The sequence below is a fragment of the Mycobacterium sp. NTMscope_MAC_269 genome, from assembly GCF_976985695.1.
Genome location: NZ_OZ335668.1, coordinates 1,835,252 through 1,852,962, shown reverse-complemented (window position 1 = coordinate 1,852,962; position 17,711 = coordinate 1,835,252). Strand labels below are relative to the sequence as shown.

Below are 17,711 nucleotides of genomic sequence, written 5' to 3'. Positions count from 1 at the left end.
GCATCAGTAGGGACGCTAAAACGCCGTGCCATGTTTGTCAACGTCAACGTTCACGTTGATAATCGCGTTAATCCTCAGGTCAGCTTGCCTGATGGCGTATTTTTGACAGGGCGACAACTCGTCACATGAGGAGGCCGACGATTCCAGCCGCACGCCAGCAGAGCGACAACGCTCGGCGTCGCCATGAGCGACGCAATGCCGACCGCCGCGCGTCCAACGAGCGGTGGCAGACGATCCTCAAGGGCGCGACGGAGGTCTTCCTCCGCGAGGGCTTCGCCCGGGCGAGGCTTGAGGATGTCGCCGTCGAGGTGGGCATCAATCGCGCCTCGCTGTACTACTACGTGGGCACCAAAGAGGAGCTGCTCGTCGCGCTCATCGAACAGCCGGCCTACGAAATGACCCGGCACTGCCGCGAAGCGCTCGAGTCGGACGCCGCGCCGGACGAGAAGTTGCGCCGCGCGCTGGGTGCCTACATCAGCGACCTCGCCGCCTATCCCGAGCTCTTCCTGCTGTTCGGCGAATCCCAGCACATCGCAACCATTCCGGAGGCCCAGGGCATCGTCTCCAACGCTGACGCCTACGGCAAGACGCTGCTGGCGATCATCGAAGAGGGCGTCGCGGGCGAGGTGTTCCGCTCGGACCTGGACCCGCGGCTGGCGATGCTCGGCATTTTGGGCATGCACAACTGGATCCACCGTTGGTATGTGCCCGGGGGTCGCAATTCCCTGAGCGAGATCGGCGACGCCTTCGCCGCCATGGTGCTCTCCGGCCTGCGCCCCTGACCCCAGACTGTACGCAATCGCGCCGCGTAGCCCGTCGCGAGCTGCGTTGACGCGTGGACGGATCCTGGGATTGAATGCAATCTGCAGCGCTGCCCGACCGACCCGCCAACCGAGAGGAGTCGCAATGCCGCGTCTGGAGCCGATCCCCCGGGGCGAGGTCACCGACGAGTTCACCCTGAAGATGTACGACTTCATGTTCGGCGACCGAGATCCCGTGGCCGAACCGGGCACCGTCGGCGGCACCCCCGGCAACTGGTGGACGGTGATGGCGCAGTCCCCCGCCGCCCTTCGTCACGCCGTGCGCGGTTTCCGCCTGTACCGCGAAGAGGTGTCCATCCGCGCCGATCATCGTGAGCTGGGCCAGATCCGGGCGGGCTGGGTGGTCGGCAGCCAGTTCGTCTTCTCGCAACACTGCAAGGCGTGCCGGTCGGCGGGATTGTCCGAGGAGAAGATCGCGGCCATCCCGTCCTGGCAGACCGCCGACTGTTTCGACCAGACCGAGCGGCTGTTGCTGGCCTACACCGACTGCCTTGCGGGACACCATGGTCGGGTGCCGGAGCGGCTGATGGACCAGATGCGGGAGGTCTTCACCGACACCGAGATCCTCGAATTCACCTACACCACCACGATGTACGTGATGCACGCGATCATGTCCCGGGCGCTGCGGCTGGAATTCGACGACGTCGACGACCCAACCGTTGAGGTCGCCGACCCGGACGGCGGCGGTGTGCTCGACATCGGCGCCGCGACCTCTGGGCGTGACTGACATGGGCGAGATGGATGGCCGTTCGGAGCTGGCGTACCGGCTGATCAGGCGCGCCATCGCCGAAGGCGAGTTCGAGCCGGGCTCGCGGTTGGTCGAACAGCGCATCGGAGAGATGTTCGAGCTATCCCGCACGCCGGTGCGAGAGGCGTTGCGGGCCTTGGCCGCCGACGGCCTGGTCACCATCGAACGCAACCGCGGTGCCATCGTCGCGACGATGTCCGACACCGATATCCGCGACCAGTATGAGCTGCGGGCGCGACTGGAATCATTGGCGGCCGAGCGCGCGGCGACGCGGATGGGGGCTGACGGTGTCGCGGCCCTCGACGCCGCGATCGCCGAGTTCGACGCGGGTGTCGAACTGATGTCCGGCGGCTCGCCCGATGCCGGCTTGCGCCGTATCACCGCCGCCAACAGTGCCTTTCACCAGGCGATCGTCGTGGGCGCACAGCATCGGCGGCTGTCCGCGCTGCTGGAGCACGCCGTTGATATCCCCTTGGTGTATCAGGTGTTTCGGCATCAAACGCGACAGGAGCGTGAGCGGTCCAACCTGTTCCACCGCATGGTGCGCGACGCGATCGCGCACGGCGAATCACAGCGGGCCGGCGCATTGATGGCCGAGCACATCCTGCAGGGCCGCGATTCCCTGCTGGCGTTGCGGTCGCAACAGGGACGCGAGACCGAAACGCACGCTTCGTGACGGCCGGTGTCGGTGAGCGGTTCCGGTTGGACGGGCGCGTCGCCGTGGTCACCGGGGCAACGTCCGAACTCGGCGTGGCGATCGCGCGGGCGCTCGGAGCCGCGGGGGCGCGAATCGCATTGGCGGGCCGGCGTGTCGGCGATATCGAAACCAGGTGCGCCGCGCTGCGCGACGACGGCATCGACGCCACCGCCTTTCAGGTCGACGTGGCCGAACCCGAATCCTGCACGACCGCAACGAGCCAGGTGCTAGACCGGTTCGGCAGCGTGGACGTGCTGGTCAACAATGCCGGCGTGGGTACCGCTGCGCCGGCGACGCGCGAAGAGCCCGACCAGTTCCGGCGCACCATCGAGGTGAACCTCATGGGCGCATACTGGATGAGCCAGGCGTGCGGACGGTTGATGCGCCCCGGTTCGGCGGTGGTGATGATCAGCAGCATCCTGGGGCTGACGACGACATCGCTGCCGCAGGCCGGCTACGTGTCGAGCAAGGCGGGGCTGCTCGGCCTGACCCGGGATCTGGCCCGGCAGTGGACCGGCCGCAAGGGAATTCGAGTCAATGCCGTGGCGCCCGGCTTCCTGTCGACCGGCCTGACCAAACTCACCCCGGACGGCTTCAACGACGGATTCGTTGCGACCCGCGTGCCCGCGGCGAGGCTGGGCGAACCCGACGAGGTCGCCGCCGCGGTCCTGTTCCTGGCGAGCCCGGCCGCCTCATTCGTCAGCGGGGCCGTGTTGCCCGTTGACGGTGGCGCCCTGATCACCTGAGCGGCGCGCGAACAGCAGGCCGCGCAGGTGCTCGGTTACGGCGGGGTCGATCAGGTCGGGCTCGTAGAGCAGTTCCGGCGGGAAGTACAGCACGATTTCGTCGATGCCCACCTGCCGCCAACCGGCCACCCAGTCGTCGAACGCCTGCGTCGACGACCAGATGGGATCCGGGGTGGTCGCGGGATTGCCGGCCAGGAGCTGTCGGCGGATGGTCGAGGCGTCGCGGCCCGATTCGGCACAGAATTCGTCGAGGGCTGCCGACCGCCGTGCGGTGATCTGCATCAGCCGCTGCGACGACAACCCCCAGCCGCCGAACGAGCTCCAGATGTCGCCGAACCGGGCGACCAATCGCAGGCTCGAACGGTCGTGTGCGGCAACGCAGATCGGCGGCCGGGGCCGCTGCAGGGGTGCGGGCCGCAACCGCAGGCCGCGGGCTTGATAGTAGGCGCCGCAGTAGTCGACCGGATCGGCGCGCAGCAGCCCGTCGATCAATTCGACCGCCTCGGCGAACCGCGCCGCACGCTCGTCGCGCGACCAGGGGTCGGTGCCGACGAATTCGTGATCCGTGGGGGCGTAACCGGCGCCGAGTCCCAGTTGCAACCGCCCGCCCGACATGCATTCGATGGTGGCGGCCTGGCGGGCGAGCACCACCGGGTGCCGCAGGATGATGTTGGAGACCAGCGGGCCCAGCAAGATGCGCCGGGTGCAGTTGGCCAGGCCGGCCAGCGTGGTGAAGGCTTCGAACCAATTCGACCTGGGCGCTTGCGGATTGACGCCATGATCGTCGATCCACAGGCTACGAAAGCCCAACTCTTCTGCTCGTTCGCAGCGGTCCACCAGCGTGGCCCAGGCGGTATTGGGAAACAGCAGCGCCCCGAAGTCGATCACCGGCTTGCGTGCAGGGTTTCGTTCTCGGCGCGGCGACGAGCCTGGCGCTCTTCCAGGAATTGTTGTGTGGCACCGACGATCGCGTTGGTGATGTTGCCCATCAGGGTTTCGCGGTGGAAGATCGTCCAGTCGCGGCTGCGCTCGAGCGGTTCGAGGGAATCCTGGAACACCGGCATGACGTAGCGGCTGAACAGCTCGTAGGAACGCAGTGTGGCCTCGCGGTTGGCCCACTCGTGCGCCATCAGCAGGTAGGTGCCGAAGCCACCGGATTGTTTCTCGAGCCGGCGTAGCTGCTCGATCGCCATCTCGGGGGTGCCGATCACCCCCACGCCGGTCTCGTTGACCGCGGCCACGATGTCCTCGCCGGGATCGAAGTCGCCCAAAATCGGTATCGCCCCGACATTCTGGAAGTAGTCCACCCACTGCGCCAGGCCGATCTCGACCTCCTTGCGGGCCTGCTCCTCGGATTCGGCGATGTGCATCGGCCCGCACATCCGCCAGCCCTGGCGGCTCACCGTGGTCCCGTGCGCGGCGGCGGTTTCGGTTGCGGTGCGCCAATTGCGGGCCAGCGCGTCAAAGGCCTTCTTCTGGGTGGCCGCGATGGAGAGCAGTCCGATGCCGAACTTGCCCGCCGCCACCGGACCGGAGGGCGAGGCCGTCACCGCCACGCTGACCTCGATGTTGGGTTTGCTGTACGGGCGCAGCTGCAACCGGGCGTCGCGCAGGGTGAACCAGTCGGTCTCCCGGTTGACCGGCGCTTCGTCTCGCCACAGTTCCAGCACCGCGTCCAGGGACTCGAGCATCATGTCCCGCTGTCGCGTGGTCTCGATGCCCATCATGTATGCGTCGCCGGGCAGCGCGCCCGGGCCGACGCCGACGATCAAGCGTCCGCGCGTGAGGTGGTCGAGTTGCACCATGCGGTCGGCGAACATGAAGGGGTGGTGGTACGGCAGGGAGGCCACGCCGGTGCCGAGCCGGATCCGTTTGGTGCGGGCCGCGGCCGTCGCGATCATGAGGTCTGGCGCTCCGATGATTTCCGTTCCGCCGGAATGGTGTTCGCCGAACCAGGCCTCCTCGTAGCCGAGGTTGTCGACGGCCTCGACTAGTTGCAGGTCACGCTCGAAGGCGAGCGTCGGATTGTCGCCGACCATGTGGTACGGCGCGATGAAGACACCAAAGCGCATGAGGTGAATCTACGTCTACGTTCACGTTCATGCAAGGTGGTGCTTGTGCCTTTCGGCCGCGCGAGCGTAGTCACCGACGCGTTTCCCGAGAGGCGACGTCGGTGTTGCCCTCCGGCGGTCAGAGGTCCGCCGCGTGCCGCGCCAGGCGCTTGGCGCGTTCCATGTCGTAGTGCTTGCGCGTGACGAGGCGCTGCGCGAAAAGTCCGCCCCCGGACTGCACGTTGGTCACCAGATGCCAGCCGCCGTAGGAATCGGCCGTGGTGTCGCGGATGGCGTGGAACAGCTTGGCGCGGGCGTCCCCGGACACATCGGATGCACCGGTCAGATACTTGCGCAGCTGCGGGCCGACGTCCGGATTGTCCAGGTCCGCCATCGACGGCGTGGTGATCACCCCGCCCCCGGCGATGTCGTGCAGATGCCGGACCATCAGGTTGAAGTTCGCCGCGCCAAGGTATTTCGTTGCGTTCGTGTACAGGTCGTCCGGATAGTAGTAGCCCTCGGGTGTGGTGTGGGCGTTGCTGATCGCGGCCTCCATGCCTGCCCGCAAGTTGGTGGCGTGGATCATCATCTCGTCGATCTTCTCCCGGATGTGTGACACCCGGGCGGTCCCGTTGGCTTCGGCCATCAACTGGGCCAGGCCCACCATCTCGTCGGCCTGTTCCACCATCACCGCGGTGCCGCCGAGGCGCTCCCACAGGCCCAGGGAGTGCGCGAAGATCCCGGCCTGCGCCGCGACGCCGTCGAGGAACACGTGTTTGTGCGGGACGAACACGTCGTCGAAGATGACGAATCCGTCGGGCATGCTGCGCCGCGCGCTCACCGGGTAGTCGCGCTCGTCGCCGCCGCGGGCCTGGACGGTGCGGCTGATCACGTGCACCCCGGGGGCGTTCACCGGTACCGCGCACGCGATCGCGTAGTCCTCCTCCCCCGGCTTCATCGACTTGGTCGGCATCACCATCAGGTGATGGGCGAACGGTGCGGCGCTGATGTGCAGTTTGGCGCCCCGGATCACCACGCCGTCGTCGCGGCGCTCCACCACGCGCACGTACTGGTCGGCGTCGTCCTGCGCGGACGGCGCCTTCGATCGGTCGCCTTTGGAGTCGGTGATGCACTCGGCGATGCGGATGTCGTCCCGGCGGGCCTGTGCGACATAGGCATTGATGCGGGCGACGAACTCGGGGTGGGCATCGGCCAGTCGCGCCGCGGCCACCACGAGTGTCATCAACGACTGGTAGGTGACGTTGAGCAGCAGGTCCATGCTGGTGAGGATGGGTACCCTCTCGCGCAGCTCCGCCACGCTGCGCGGCGCTTCCACGAGCGGGTTCACCGCGTCGGCGTCCGGCCGGTAGTACTCGTCGTATCCGGCGGCCACCGCGTCCAGCGCCGGCGCCAGTAACGGATCGGTGTCCATGTCGGCGACCAGCTTGCCGTCCTGATAGATGCGCCGCCCGTCTCGTAGTGAGTTCTTGTACTGCTCGCCGGTCATCATGGTCGCTGCGTTCTCCTCTATCGACTGGTCCGCTGGTTGAACGGCTTGTCACGGTCGGGATCGGCCTCGCGGGGCAGCCCCAGCACCCGCTCGGCGATGATATTGCGCTGGATCTCCGAGGTGCCCCCCGCGATGCAGTACTTCTTCATCTCCAGGAAAGACCGTGTGCCGGCTGGCATTTCGGCGTCGGCCGCCCAGCCGATCGTCAGCTCGGGCCGCAGATCGATGCGGACGCGCCCCGCCCGCTCATGCAGGTCCGCGCTGACGAGTTTGCGAATGGAGTCGATGGCCCCGGGATTGCGGTCCGCGGCGACGCTGGCGCGGAAGCCGGCGCTTTGTAGCGCGCGCTCGTCGACGAGCATGTGCTGCAAACGATCCCGTATATCGGCGTCCTGCCATGCTCCGCTTGCCACCGCCTCGCCGATGAGCTCATCGGCGACTCCCGGGCCGACGACGGGCGGGCCGGTGAGGCTGTTGCGCTCCTGCATCAACGTGCTGATGCCGACCTTCCAGCCGTCGTTCAGCGGGCCGAGTCGCGCCGAATCCGGCACCACGACGTCGGTCAGGAAGACCTCGTTGAATTCCTCGTTGAATTCGGCATCGCCCGTCATCTGCCGCAGCGGACGCACCTCCACACCCGGGGTGCGCATGTCGAGCAGGAAGTAGGTGATGCCGGCGTGTTTGGGCAACGTCGGATCGGTGCGGGCCATCAGCAGCCCGAAGTCGGCGGTGTTGGCGAATGAACTCCAGATCTTCTGCCCGTTGACCAGCCAGCGGTCATCATCGAGCGGCACCGCCGAGGTCGACAACGACGCCAGGTCCGACCCGGCGCCGGGCTCGCTGAAGAGTTGACACCAGCGGTGTTCTCCGCGTGCCAGCGGGCGCAGGTAGGTATCGCGTTGCTCGTCGGTACCCCACTGCAAGATGGTCGGCCCGGCCAGCCACACCCCGACGAAATCCTTTTCGGGCCGGTCGACCCCGCGGCGGCGCAACTCCTCCACGGCGGCCCCGCCCTCGTCGCGCCCAAGGCCCCGGCCGCCGTATTCGGTCGGCCACGTCGGCGTGGCCCAGCCTGCGTCGCCGAGACGGCGATACCAGTCTCGGCGCAACGGTGAGTATTTCGCGCCGGGTGGCGGCGCCGCGTGATCCTCGACGATCTCGTCGGTCAGGTTGTCGGCCAGCCACCGGTTCAGGTCGTCGAGAGCCGGCGATCCGCCTTGCCTGACCGCCGATACGGATTCGGTTGCCGTCGAACGGTTTTCGGCTACCGCGCTGCCGAGCCGGTTACGTAGTGCTGACGGCGTCCCGAACAGGTACTGATTGGCCTTGGCGCGACGCAGGTACAGGTGCGCGACATGCTCCCACGTGTAGCCGATTCCGCCGTGCAGCTGGATCATCTCGGCCGCGTTTTGCACGGCGGCCTCTCCGCATGCGGCCGCGGCCACCGTGACGGCGAACTCCGCGTCGGCCGCGCCGTCGGCCAGCTGTCGGATCGCGTACCAGGCGCTGCCGGCGCACAATTCGGCGCGCACCGTGGCATCGGCGAGGCGGTGCTTGAGCGCTTGAAACGAACCGATCTGCCGGCCGAACTGCCGGCGATCCAGCAGGTACTGCTTGGTGAGCGCGACGCAGTGTTCGGCCAGCACGGCCTGCTCGGCGGCCAGCAGTGCCGTCGCCCGCAGGCGCACCCGGGCCAGGACCGACCCGGCCGCTCCCACCGCACCGACCCGGCGGCCCGTCGCCTGAACCAGCCGGAGGTTGGCGAGGCCGCGGGTGCCGTCCAGGGTGGAAAGTCGGTCCCGGTGCACGCCATCGGGCCCGGTCACCGCGTAAAGCGTTGGGCCGCCGTCCGTCTCCGCAGCGAGCAACACCACCTGAGCGTCGGCGCCATCGGGGACGTGGTGAAAGTCGCCGGTGATCGCCCAGGACCTCCCCCGCCGTTCGGCCCGGGCAGCGCCGTGGGCAAGCGTCGCGGTCAGCGCGCCGGCGGCCAGCCCGGGCAGCAGCTCCGTGCGGGCTGAGTCGTCTCCGGAGGCCAACAGCGCCTCGACGGCAAGGCAGGCTGTGGGCAGAAACGGTACGGCCGCCAGCTCCCGCGCGAGTTCTTCGCAGACGATGACCTGCTCGGCCAGGCCGGCGCCACTGCCGCCGTAGTGCTCGGGAACGGCGATGCCGAGCAATCCCAGGTCGGCCAGCGCTGCCCACCCGGCTTGCCGCGCCGACGCCGGATCGGCGTGTCGCATCTGGTCCAGGGGAAGGTGTTTGGCGACGAGTTTGCGCACCATGTCGCGGAGGTCGTCGAGTTCGGAGGCGGACGACAGCGCATCGAGCGAGACGGCCATTTTGTATACAGTAGAGCCGATTTGACAGGTGTCAATGACCATTCACCAGTCGTCAACGGTTGCATGCCCTTTGTTGTATGCAATCCGGCCGAGCGGCGCCGCCTGGGATCGGCGTCGAGCGGCGGCCCCGGTGACGGCGGTGCCCAGCCCCGCGGTAGCGGCGCTCATCGGCGTCGAAGGCGCGGTTCCGGCCGCCGGGGCTTATACGCTGCCGATGGCACAGTCTTTCGGCATACGGATTCAAACCGATCGCGAGGGTAAGGCCACCGGCCGCCGGGCAAAACGCCAAAGGCGTCGCGCGGCGATTCGAAAAGAAAATTAGGCCGGGGTGTTAGTGCTCGAGTAGGCCCGGAAATTGCGGATCAGCGGAACCACTTCATTGCCCGAGGCCGCGGCGCGCTGACGGGCGCGAAACGCCGGGTGGCGACGCATCGCTTCGCTCCGTTCGCGTTCACGGCGTTGGGCGGCGGCCCATACCGGATGGGATTGAAGGAAGATAACCGTGCCTTCTTGGGTATTCGCCACGATCGTCACTCCTCTCAGACCACCCGCAAAAGCTAGGACAGTGGTTATCGGATCGTGATTCCAGAATGCCCGCCGAATCCTGAGACCAAACCATTCGCCAAGGTGAGAATTGGCCATGAATTCCTAAACCCTTGTCCGTATGCCACTGTTGTGCCGCCACCCGTGCTGGGCCGACCGCGATCCGAACCATAGCGGCAGGGTCCGACAATTCCCGTTTAACGTCGCGCACGGTCGGCTGCTAGGGTCCCTTGCTTATGCCGGAGATCGATCGCCGCCGCATGATTTTGACGACCGGGATCGGCGTGCTGGCGGCCGCGCTGCCGGCCCCGAAAACCTGGGCCTCCCCGGCCGGACGGGACGCGCCCGCCGGGCGGATACCGGCGCCTGCCGCGCCCAGCGGCCAGTCCGGGACCTACATTTTCGCCGACGAATTCGACGGCCCGGCCGGTTCGGCACCCGACGCGACCAAATGGGCGGTGGCCAAGGCCCGCGAGACGATCAAGGACCCGACCTATTGGGAGCGACCCGAGAACATCGGCCAGTACCGCGATGATCGCCGGAACGTTTTCCTCGACGGGAAGTCCAACCTGGTCCTGCGCGCCGCCAAGGACGGGCCCACCTACTACAGCGGCAAGGTTCAGAGCCTGTGGCGCGGCGGCGTCGGCCACACCTGGGAAGCCCGGATCAAGCTCAACTGCCTGACCGCCGGCGCCTGGCCCGCCTACTGGCTCGGCAATGACGATCAGGGCGAGATCGACGTCATGGAGTGGTACGGCAACGGCAAGTGGCCGTCGGCCACCACCGTGCACGCCAAGGCCAACGGCGGCGAATGGAAGACGCACAACATCGCCGTGGACAGCGCCTGGCATACCTGGCGCACGCAGTGGGACGAGGCGGGCATCCGGTTCTGGAAGGACTACACCGACGGCGCCGCGCCCTACTTCGACGTGCCGGCGAGCTCGCTGCCGGACTGGCCGTTCAACGGTGCGGGCTACACGGTCTATCCGGTCTTCAACCTGGCAGTGGCCGGATCGGGCGGCGAAGATCCGGGCCCCGGCACCTACCCCGCCGACATGCTCATCGACTGGATCCGCGTCTGGTAGACGGGCGCGCTCAGTGCGTCAGCAGGGCGGTCGCGCTCCAGGCCCTGCCACCCGGGTGGCGCGGATCTGGCTGCGGCAGCCACGCAAGCGGGCGCATCACCAGCGGCAGGCGATGCATCCGGTGAGCGGCCAGATACAGCGCCTCTACGTTGGCGGTGCGCCAGCCGAGACTTTCGAAATAGGCCAGCCCGTTCTCGGGTGCGAACTTGAACGGCGCGTTCTGCAACATGCCCGCCATTTTCTTGTTCATCATCTTCTTCAAACCGGGCCCGGCGAAGTCGAGCATCCACCAGTGGACCTCGGGCCGCTTGATCGCCGCGGAAAGGGCGGTCACGTCAGCGTCGTTCAGATACATCAACAGGCCCTCGGTCAGCACCAGCGCTTTCGTCGCCCCGTCGAGCGCCTCGTTCAGGAAGGCGTCCCGGGCCTGCGGGTCGGCGAGGTCGACGGCGGCCCGCGTCAAGGGGCAGCGCGGTACCTGCTCGGCCAGTGCCTCCGTCTTTTCGGCGAGGAGCTTCGGCAGATCCGCCTCGACCCAGACGAAGTCGGGCGGTAGGTCCAACCGATACGGCCGGGTGTCCAACCCGGCGGCCAGGTTCAGCACCCGGTCGCATCCGTTGGCGATCGCGTCGGCGATCGCGTCGTCGATGATCTTGGTCCGCGCGACCAGCCACCAGCCGTTGCGGGTCGTGCGGGGCACGTTGTCGACGATCGCGCGCCCGTGCTCACCGGCGAGCAGTCCGGCGAGCGGATCGCTGAACAACGCGTCGGGACGGGCCGATTCGGTTGCCCGGTGCAACGCCGTCCACCGGGCCGTATCGGAAACATGGGTAATCGCGTGCGCGGCGCCTGACATAGGTGCGTTATAGCAGCTTCGTCGCCGCCCGACGGACGGGCCCTCCCCCGCAGCTTTCGCGCGAGAGTGCGACTGTCGACGGTCTCTCTCGGGAAACGTGTCGGCAGTTGCACTCTCGCGCGTCGGGCTAGCCCGCGCCGCGTGATTACCCCGATGGTTCTAGAGCTGCGCCCAGACCGACTTCGTCTTGAGGTAGATCTCCAGGCCCTCTTTGCCGAACTCGTGGCCCCAGCCGGACTGCTTGTAGCCGCCGAATGGCACATCGTGGTCGAAGACCAACTGGCAGTTGACCTGAACGCTGCCGGCCTGCAGCCGCCTCATGATCCGGTGCGCCCGACCGAGGTTCTCCGTCCATGCGGTGGCCGCCAGGCCGTAGGTGGTGTCGTTGGCCAGGGCCACGGCCTCGTCTTCGTCGTCGAACGGCAGGATGGTGACCACCGGCCCGAAGATCTCCTGCTGGTAGAGCCGCATGCCCGGGTCGACGTTGGTGAGCACCGTCGGGTGGACGAAGTAACCCTTACGGTCCAGGCGGTGGCCGCCGGTGACCACTTCCACGCCGTCGTTCTTGCCCTCGTCGATGAACCCCATGACCCGGTTCAGCTGCTTCTGGCTGATCAGCGGGCCACTGACGCAGCCCTCCTCGCTGGGGGCGCCCAGCTTGAACGAATTCGCCATCATGGCAATGCCTTCCACGACCCGGTCGTAGACGCCGCGCTGGGCGAAGATACGCGACCCGCACACGCAGCCCTGGCCGGAGTGCACGAAGATGCCCAGCGACGCCATCATGATGGCGTTGTCCAGGTTGGCGTCGTCGAAGATCAGCACCGGCGACTTGCCGCCGAGTTCGAGTGTGACCTTCTTCAGGTTGTCCGCCGAGGCACGCACGATCTCCTTGCCGACCTCGGTCGAGCCGGTGAAGGCGACCTTCTGGACGTCGGGGTGCGCGGTGATCGCGGCGCCCGCGGTGTGCCCGTAACCGGTGAGCAGGTTGACGACGCCCTCGGGCACACCGGCCTCGTGGATGAGCCTGTCCAACAACAGCGCCGACAGCGGCGTCTCCTCGGCGGGCTTGACGAGCAGGCTGCCGCCCGCGGCCAGGGCGGGCGCGAGCTTGGCGCTGGCGTTGAAGATCGGGCCGTTCCACGGGAAGATCAGGCCCACCACGCTGTACGGCTCTTTGAGCGTGTAGGCGTGCATGTTGACGTAGTTGTCGGTCGCGATGCCGTCGGTCTTCACGTCGTAGGCGACGCCGTTGATCTTCGAACACCAACCGGCGTAGTAGCGGAAGAACTCCGAACAGGTGGACATCTGTAACTGGGCCTGCATCAAGGGCATTCCCGTGTTCAGGGAGTCGAGTTGGGCGAACTCTTCGGCATGTTCGTCAATCAAATCCCCGATCCGCCACAGGATCTTGGCCCGCTCGCGGCCGGGAAGATCGGACCAGACACCCGACTCGAACGTCTGCTTCGCCCGCGCGGCGGCGTCGTTGACCGCTTCCTGGCCGCAGTCGGTGAACTCGGTGATCGCCTCTTCGGTCGCGGGATCGATGACCGTGATGACGTCACCCGTTCCCGGGCGCTTTCGAATGTCGTCCAGTACCGCCTGCACAGTCATCTGATCCCTTTCCGTCTGGCCAGTCGTCGCGCCCAGCGCCGAATGCGCTCAGTGCTGAGCACTTGCTTAGCATTCTGCACACGGCTGGTCAAGCGGCCGGTGGCGGGCCGCCGAACCTCGCGTTGTCGGCGACTACTTCACGGGATCGCCGCGACGGGTCGGCGCTGGGCGCAGCTAGGCCACCAGTTCGGGGTGAAACTTGGCCGCCATGCGACGAATTCCCTCCTGCCAGTCGACCGTGGTGCCGCCGATGAGCTCGTGCATCCGGTCGATGGTGGTGGGATTGCCGCGTAGCGCTTGTTCGCTCGCCTCGAAGATCGGCTCCTTGCCGACCAGTGAGCCGAGGTAGTCACACCACTCCTGCAGGCTCACGGTCTGGTCGCCACACCAGTTGACCGTGGTCGCCGGGACCGACGCGACCTCCAGCAGCTTGGGGATGGTGGCGATGATGTCGTCCTCGTGAATCGGGTTGTAGCGGGCGGGTTCACCGGGCGGGACCGGAATCGGGATGCCGGCCAGCATCATCTCCATGTGGTAGAACGGCCACCCCCCGTTGTCGCCATAGGGGACGTTGAGGCGGGCGATCGTGGTGGGCAGTCCGATCACCCGCGCCACCGAACGGGCGACCACCTCCCCGGCGATTTTGGAGATGGAATAGGTGGGGAACAGCGGCTTGTGGTTGTCCCCCAGGGCGGAGCGCTCGCTGCGCGGGTCGTCGCCGGGTGGGTCGTAGACGGCGGCCGACGAACAATGCAGGAAGGCCTTGGCCTCGCGGCAGTGGGCCATGAGCAGGCCGACCGACTCCGCGTTGGCCGCCAGGTCTTTGTCCCAACTGCCGCTCTTGGCCACCGCCAGGTTGAGGACGTAATCGAAATCCTTTGGCAGACCGGTGAAGTCGCCGGACGCCAAATTCACCGTCTCGCATCGGATTCCGGCCGCCTCGAGGCTTTGCCGGCCGCCGGAGTCGGTGAAGCGGGCGATTCCCCACACTTCGTTGTCGGTCGCGAGCGCCCGGGCGATCGGGGTCGCGATTTGACCGGTCGGGCCGGTGATCAGGATCTTGTTGCCGCGCATGGGCGCAATGCTAGCGAGCAGCCGATCGGCCGTCAGTGGATCCGTCAACGTTCGCCGGCGCGGGATGGCGGCGAATCACAACCCGGGCTGGTCGTCGATGATGCGCAGCCATATCTGCGCGACGTCGATGGCCACCTTCTCACTGATGAAGGCGTGCTGGGTTCCGGTGTAGATGTCGCGGAACGCGCGCTCGAGCCGGCTGCCCTCCCGGATCGAGCTGGTCCCGGCGACCAGGTGCGCCCACTCGGCGCAGGCTCGGGCGGTGTCGGTGGCGTAGACGGCGGCCACCCGCATGTCCGCACGCAGGCCCGCTGTCAGTTCCTCCCCCGACGCCACCGCGGCCTCGGCGGTGGTGAACGCGTCGAGCACCAGCAGCCGGGCCGCGCGCCAGGCCGCGCGGTGGTGCGCCAGCCCCTTCTGGAAGGTCGGGCGGCTGGCCAGCGACGCCATGTCGCTCATCCGGAACTTCGTCGCGGCCAGCTCTTGCACGTCGTCGAGCATGCTCTTGGCCACCCCCAGCGCCCACGACGCGTGTCCGGCGGCGGTGACGGGCATCAACCCCATCCGGGTGGCCGGCGACGTGCCGCGCTGCGGCCGCCGCGTGAACAGTTCGAACGTGCGGCCGGAGGGGACGAACACCTCGGCGGCGCTGTAGTCGTAGGAACCGGTTCCCTTGAGTCCTTGGACGAACCAGCCGTCGTTGAAGCTGATCTCGGAGCGGGGAATGATGGCGACGCGCATCTCGGGGAAACCCTCACTGATCCAGCGCATCTCGCCGTTGTCGGTCGGCAGGAATCCGGCCGCGACGTATTGCGAGTGCCCGACCCCCGAACCGAAGTTCCACGCCCCGGTGATTACGTAACCGCCGTCGACGGCGGCGCCCTGTCCGTTGGGAAAGAACTGGCCGCCCATGGTGACCCGGTTGTCGTTGGCGGTGAACACCTCGGCGAAGCCCTCGTCCGGCAGGTACGCCGCGGCAGCGAAGGACGACGGCAGGTTGGCGATCCCCACCCAGCCGAATGAGCCGTCCTGCCAGGCCATTTCGATCCAGGTCTCGATCATCTCGGTGAACGACGGCTCGACACCGTCCGCGGCGACCGGGTTGAACGCGGACATCAGCCCGCTGGCCCACATCTCATCGACGATCGCCGGGGTCAAGGTGCGCAGGCGTTCGGATTCGGCGGCCTGGTCAGCCACCAGCTCGCGCATGCCGCGCGCCAGCGCGACAACCCGGTCTTCGGTGTCGGCGATCGAGGTCATCGGCCCACTCCCATCATCGTGCGAGCGTCAGCGGAAGCGCTGATACCCGGTGACCGTACCAACCGCCACCGCGTCAGGGACGAGCCGGACCTGCGTGAAGGCGTTCACGCGTCGCCTCCAGCGAATCGATTGTCGGAAAGGTGTACTCCATCCACCAGGTTGCGCCGGCCTCCGCGCACGCGGTCACCGTCGCATGGTCCGCTGCGTGTGCGGTCTGGCCGAAGCGGACTATGTCGAACGTCGAATCGTGCTCTCGGCGCAGTGTTTTCACGGCGCGCACCATGTTGTGCAGGTCTGCCGGCTCGACCTCCAGGCCGTACCGGTCGGCGCAGATCATTCCATCCCAACGCGCGGCGCGGGCCAGCGGTTTGGTGGCGGCCAGTGTGGCCGCCGTCCACACCGGAACCCGCGGGCGCTGGACGGGCGGCGCGAATCCCTCGGTCTTGACAGTGAAATTCGGGCCGGAGTGGTCGACGGGTTTTCCGCTCCACAATGCCGCGAGGACGTCGAGGCCTTCGTCGAGCTTGGCGGCGCGCTGTTTGGCATCGCCGTCATCACCGAACGCCGAGTAGTCCGGAAGTGCGGCGTATCCGGCTCCGGCGCCGAGGATCACCCGACCGTGCGAAAGCTGGTCCAGTGTGCTGACTTCGCGGGCAAGTTTTGCGATGTGCCGCCGCGGTATCGGCGTGACCAGCGTGCCTATCCGAATGCGATCGGTGGCCAACGCCATTGCGGCCAACCCGATCCACGGATCCACGGTCGGCTCGATGACTTGCAGATGATCCCAGATGAAGATGCCATCCCAGCCGGCACTCTCGGCTTCTCGCGCGAGTTCAGCCAGCACGTTCGCGTCGCCGCAACAGCCGAAATTGGGAATATAGAAACCCGCCAGCATCGCGTCAGTTTCACCTTCTCGTCGGTTCGCCCCCGGGCAATGCTAACGGGGCGAACCGAAGAACTCGCGACATTGCGAACGCGGCCCTGGAGCCAGGGCCGTCCCCTACCGTGTATTCGTGCGCTGGATCGTCGACGGCATGAATGTGATCGGCAGCCGTCCCGATGGTTGGTGGAAGGACCGCAACGGCGCGATGGTCGCATTGGTGGAAAGGCTGAATCGATGGGCCTCGAGTCAAGGAGAAAAGGTGACAGTGGTTTTTGAACGACCGCCGTCGACGGCCATCGCGTCGCCGGTGGTCGAGATTGCGCACGCGCCCAGGGCGGCCGCGAATTCGGCCGACGACGAGATCGTCCGGCTGGTGGCGGCCGACGCTGCGCCGCACGACATTCGCGTGGTGACGTCCGACCGTGCGCTGACCGAACGGGTGCGAAGCCTGGGCGCGTCCGTCCACCGGTCGGAAAGCTTTCGCGACCTCGTCGATCCTCGCGACCGATGACCACCGGCGACCCGGCCCCCGCGACCAATCGGGTCTGCGCGCTCGCGCGCATCGACATCCCGATCATGCAGGCGCCGATGACCTACATCGCCGGGGCCCGGCTGGCCGCGGCGGTGTCCAACGCCGGTGCGCTGGGAATCATCGAGACCACCTCGGATCAGGGCCGAGCCGACCTGCACCGCGTGCGCGACCTGACCGACGGCGCCGTGGGCGCCAACATCGCGCTGCTGTTCAATCGCGATCCCGCCATGCTGGATTTGCTTGTCGCCAATGACATCCGGTTCGTGACCACCTCGGCCGGCGACCCCTCGCTGTTCACCGGTCGGCTGCACGACGCGGGCATCACGGTCTTCCACGTGGTGGGCACCTTGGCCGCGGCGCGCAAGGCGGTCGACGCCGGGGTGGACGGGCTCGTGGTCGAAGGCGTGGAGGGCGGTGGGTTCAAGAACCGCTTCGGTGCCTCCACCATGGTGCTGCTGCCGTTGGTGGCGGCCCACGTCGACGTCCCGATCGTGGCCGCCGGCGGGATCTGCGACGCCCGATCGATGGCGGCCGCTTTCGTCCTGGGCGCCGAGGCGGTGCAGATGGGCACGCGGCTACTGGCCTCGGCGGACTCCCCCGTGCACGGCAACCTCAAGCAAGCGGTCGTCGACGCCGACGAGACGGGTACGGTCCTGCTCCCCCTCGACGGCAAACGAATGATGCGCGTCATCCGCACGCCCGCCGCCGAGCGGCTGGACGCCGCGACGTCGGCCGGCGAGGGCGCCGCGGCGCTGCAACGCGTGCAGCGGCTCTACTTCGACGGCGACCTGGACGCCAGCGTCGCCAACACCGGCCAGGTGGCCGGCCGCATCCACGACCTGCCGCCGGCCGCCGTCATCATCGAGCAGATGTGGAAAGGGTGCCGAGAGGCGCTGGCCGCCACCGCCGACCGCCTCGGGACGGTCGGCGAGGGCGCCTAGCGTTCCGG

The 17,711-nt window shown here is 67.5% G+C and carries 17 protein-coding genes; 7 read left to right on the top strand and 10 right to left on the bottom strand.

The annotated features are described in order from the left end of the window. Window positions 1–125: 125 nt before the first annotated feature. The 4 genes from ACZ50Z_RS08680 (at window position 126) to ACZ50Z_RS08665 (ending at window position 3,012) form a co-directional block, all read left to right on the top strand. Window positions 126–782, top strand: a complete 657-nt coding sequence (locus ACZ50Z_RS08680) for a TetR/AcrR family transcriptional regulator (RefSeq protein ID WP_464483178.1) — start codon at window positions 126–128, stop codon at window positions 780–782. Window positions 783–906: 124 nt separating this feature from the next. Beyond that, window positions 907–1,548: a carboxymuconolactone decarboxylase family protein gene (locus tag ACZ50Z_RS08675; protein ID WP_464483177.1), complete on the top strand. Its 642-nt coding sequence runs from the start codon at window positions 907–909 to the stop codon at window positions 1,546–1,548. A gap of 1 nt (window position 1,549) precedes the next feature. Next, a complete protein-coding gene (locus ACZ50Z_RS08670; protein ID WP_464486139.1) occupies window positions 1,550–2,245 on the top strand; it encodes a GntR family transcriptional regulator in 696 nt (231 codons plus the stop codon). Beyond that, a complete protein-coding gene (locus ACZ50Z_RS08665; protein WP_464483176.1) occupies window positions 2,242–3,012 on the top strand; it encodes an SDR family NAD(P)-dependent oxidoreductase in 771 nt (256 codons plus the stop codon). Before ACZ50Z_RS08670 ends, ACZ50Z_RS08665 begins: the two co-directional genes overlap by 4 nt. On the opposite strand, the gene ACZ50Z_RS08660 is transcribed toward ACZ50Z_RS08665, so the two are convergent. From ACZ50Z_RS08660 to ACZ50Z_RS08640, 5 genes are all read right to left on the bottom strand, one after another. After that, window positions 2,959–3,900: an LLM class flavin-dependent oxidoreductase gene (locus ACZ50Z_RS08660; RefSeq protein WP_464483175.1), complete on the bottom strand. Its 942-nt coding sequence runs from the start codon at window positions 3,898–3,900 to the stop codon at window positions 2,959–2,961. The genes ACZ50Z_RS08665 and ACZ50Z_RS08660 overlap by 54 nt on opposite strands. Continuing rightward, window positions 3,897–5,084 (bottom strand): LLM class flavin-dependent oxidoreductase, encoded by a 1,188-nt coding sequence (locus ACZ50Z_RS08655; protein WP_464483174.1) that lies wholly within the window; start codon window positions 5,082–5,084, stop codon window positions 3,897–3,899. Before ACZ50Z_RS08655 ends, ACZ50Z_RS08660 begins: the two co-directional genes overlap by 4 nt. A gap of 118 nt (window positions 5,085–5,202) precedes the next feature. After that, entirely contained in the window at window positions 5,203–6,573 is a 1,371-nt protein-coding gene (locus ACZ50Z_RS08650) for a 4-hydroxyphenylacetate 3-hydroxylase N-terminal domain-containing protein (RefSeq protein ID WP_464483173.1), read from the bottom strand. Window positions 6,574–6,590: 17 nt separating this feature from the next. Then, complete coding sequence (locus ACZ50Z_RS08645) at window positions 6,591–8,915, bottom strand: acyl-CoA dehydrogenase (protein ID WP_464483172.1); 2,325 nt, start codon at window positions 8,913–8,915, stop codon at window positions 6,591–6,593. 318 nt (window positions 8,916–9,233) lie between these two features. Continuing rightward, window positions 9,234–9,557, bottom strand: coding sequence for a hypothetical protein (locus tag ACZ50Z_RS08640; RefSeq protein ID WP_464486405.1), 324 nt, complete (start codon window positions 9,555–9,557; stop codon window positions 9,234–9,236). Window positions 9,558–9,694: 137 nt separating this feature from the next. On the opposite strand from ACZ50Z_RS08640, the gene ACZ50Z_RS08635 reads away from it, so the two are divergent. After that, window positions 9,695–10,543 carry a glycoside hydrolase family 16 protein gene (locus tag ACZ50Z_RS08635; RefSeq protein WP_464483171.1) on the top strand — a complete coding sequence of 283 codons (849 nt, stop codon included), beginning with the start codon at window positions 9,695–9,697 and terminating at the stop codon, window positions 10,541–10,543. Between the two features lie 10 nt (window positions 10,544–10,553). Here ACZ50Z_RS08635 and ACZ50Z_RS08630 read toward each other — a convergent pair whose 3' ends face one another. The 5 genes from ACZ50Z_RS08630 to ACZ50Z_RS08610 all read right to left on the bottom strand — a co-directional run bounded on the left by ACZ50Z_RS08630 (window position 10,554) and on the right by ACZ50Z_RS08610 (window position 16,242). Beyond that, window positions 10,554–11,399 (bottom strand): class I SAM-dependent methyltransferase, encoded by an 846-nt coding sequence (locus ACZ50Z_RS08630; protein ID WP_464483170.1) that lies wholly within the window; start codon window positions 11,397–11,399, stop codon window positions 10,554–10,556. Between the two features lie 159 nt (window positions 11,400–11,558). Next, complete coding sequence (locus ACZ50Z_RS08625; protein ID WP_464483169.1) at window positions 11,559–13,013, bottom strand: aldehyde dehydrogenase family protein; 1,455 nt, start codon at window positions 13,011–13,013, stop codon at window positions 11,559–11,561. 174 nt (window positions 13,014–13,187) lie between these two features. Continuing rightward, window positions 13,188–14,087: an NAD-dependent epimerase/dehydratase family protein gene (locus ACZ50Z_RS08620; RefSeq protein WP_464483168.1), complete on the bottom strand. Its 900-nt coding sequence runs from the start codon at window positions 14,085–14,087 to the stop codon at window positions 13,188–13,190. A 75-nt stretch (window positions 14,088–14,162) separates the two neighbouring features. Next, complete coding sequence (locus ACZ50Z_RS08615) at window positions 14,163–15,347, bottom strand: acyl-CoA dehydrogenase family protein (protein WP_464483167.1); 1,185 nt, start codon at window positions 15,345–15,347, stop codon at window positions 14,163–14,165. A gap of 73 nt (window positions 15,348–15,420) precedes the next feature. Next, window positions 15,421–16,242 (bottom strand): LLM class flavin-dependent oxidoreductase, encoded by an 822-nt coding sequence (locus ACZ50Z_RS08610; RefSeq protein ID WP_464483166.1) that lies wholly within the window; start codon window positions 16,240–16,242, stop codon window positions 15,421–15,423. 118 nt (window positions 16,243–16,360) lie between these two features. Here ACZ50Z_RS08610 and ACZ50Z_RS08605 point away from each other — a divergent pair, with 118 nt between their 5' ends. After that, entirely contained in the window at window positions 16,361–16,741 is a 381-nt protein-coding gene (locus ACZ50Z_RS08605) for an NYN domain-containing protein (RefSeq protein ID WP_464483165.1), read from the top strand. Further along, the gene (locus ACZ50Z_RS08600; protein WP_464483164.1) at window positions 16,738–17,703 is read left to right on the top strand and encodes an NAD(P)H-dependent flavin oxidoreductase; all 966 of its coding nucleotides are present in this window, start codon (window positions 16,738–16,740) and stop codon (window positions 17,701–17,703) included. The genes ACZ50Z_RS08605 and ACZ50Z_RS08600 overlap by 4 nt, the downstream gene beginning before the upstream one ends. Window positions 17,704–17,711: the final 8 nt, after the last annotated feature.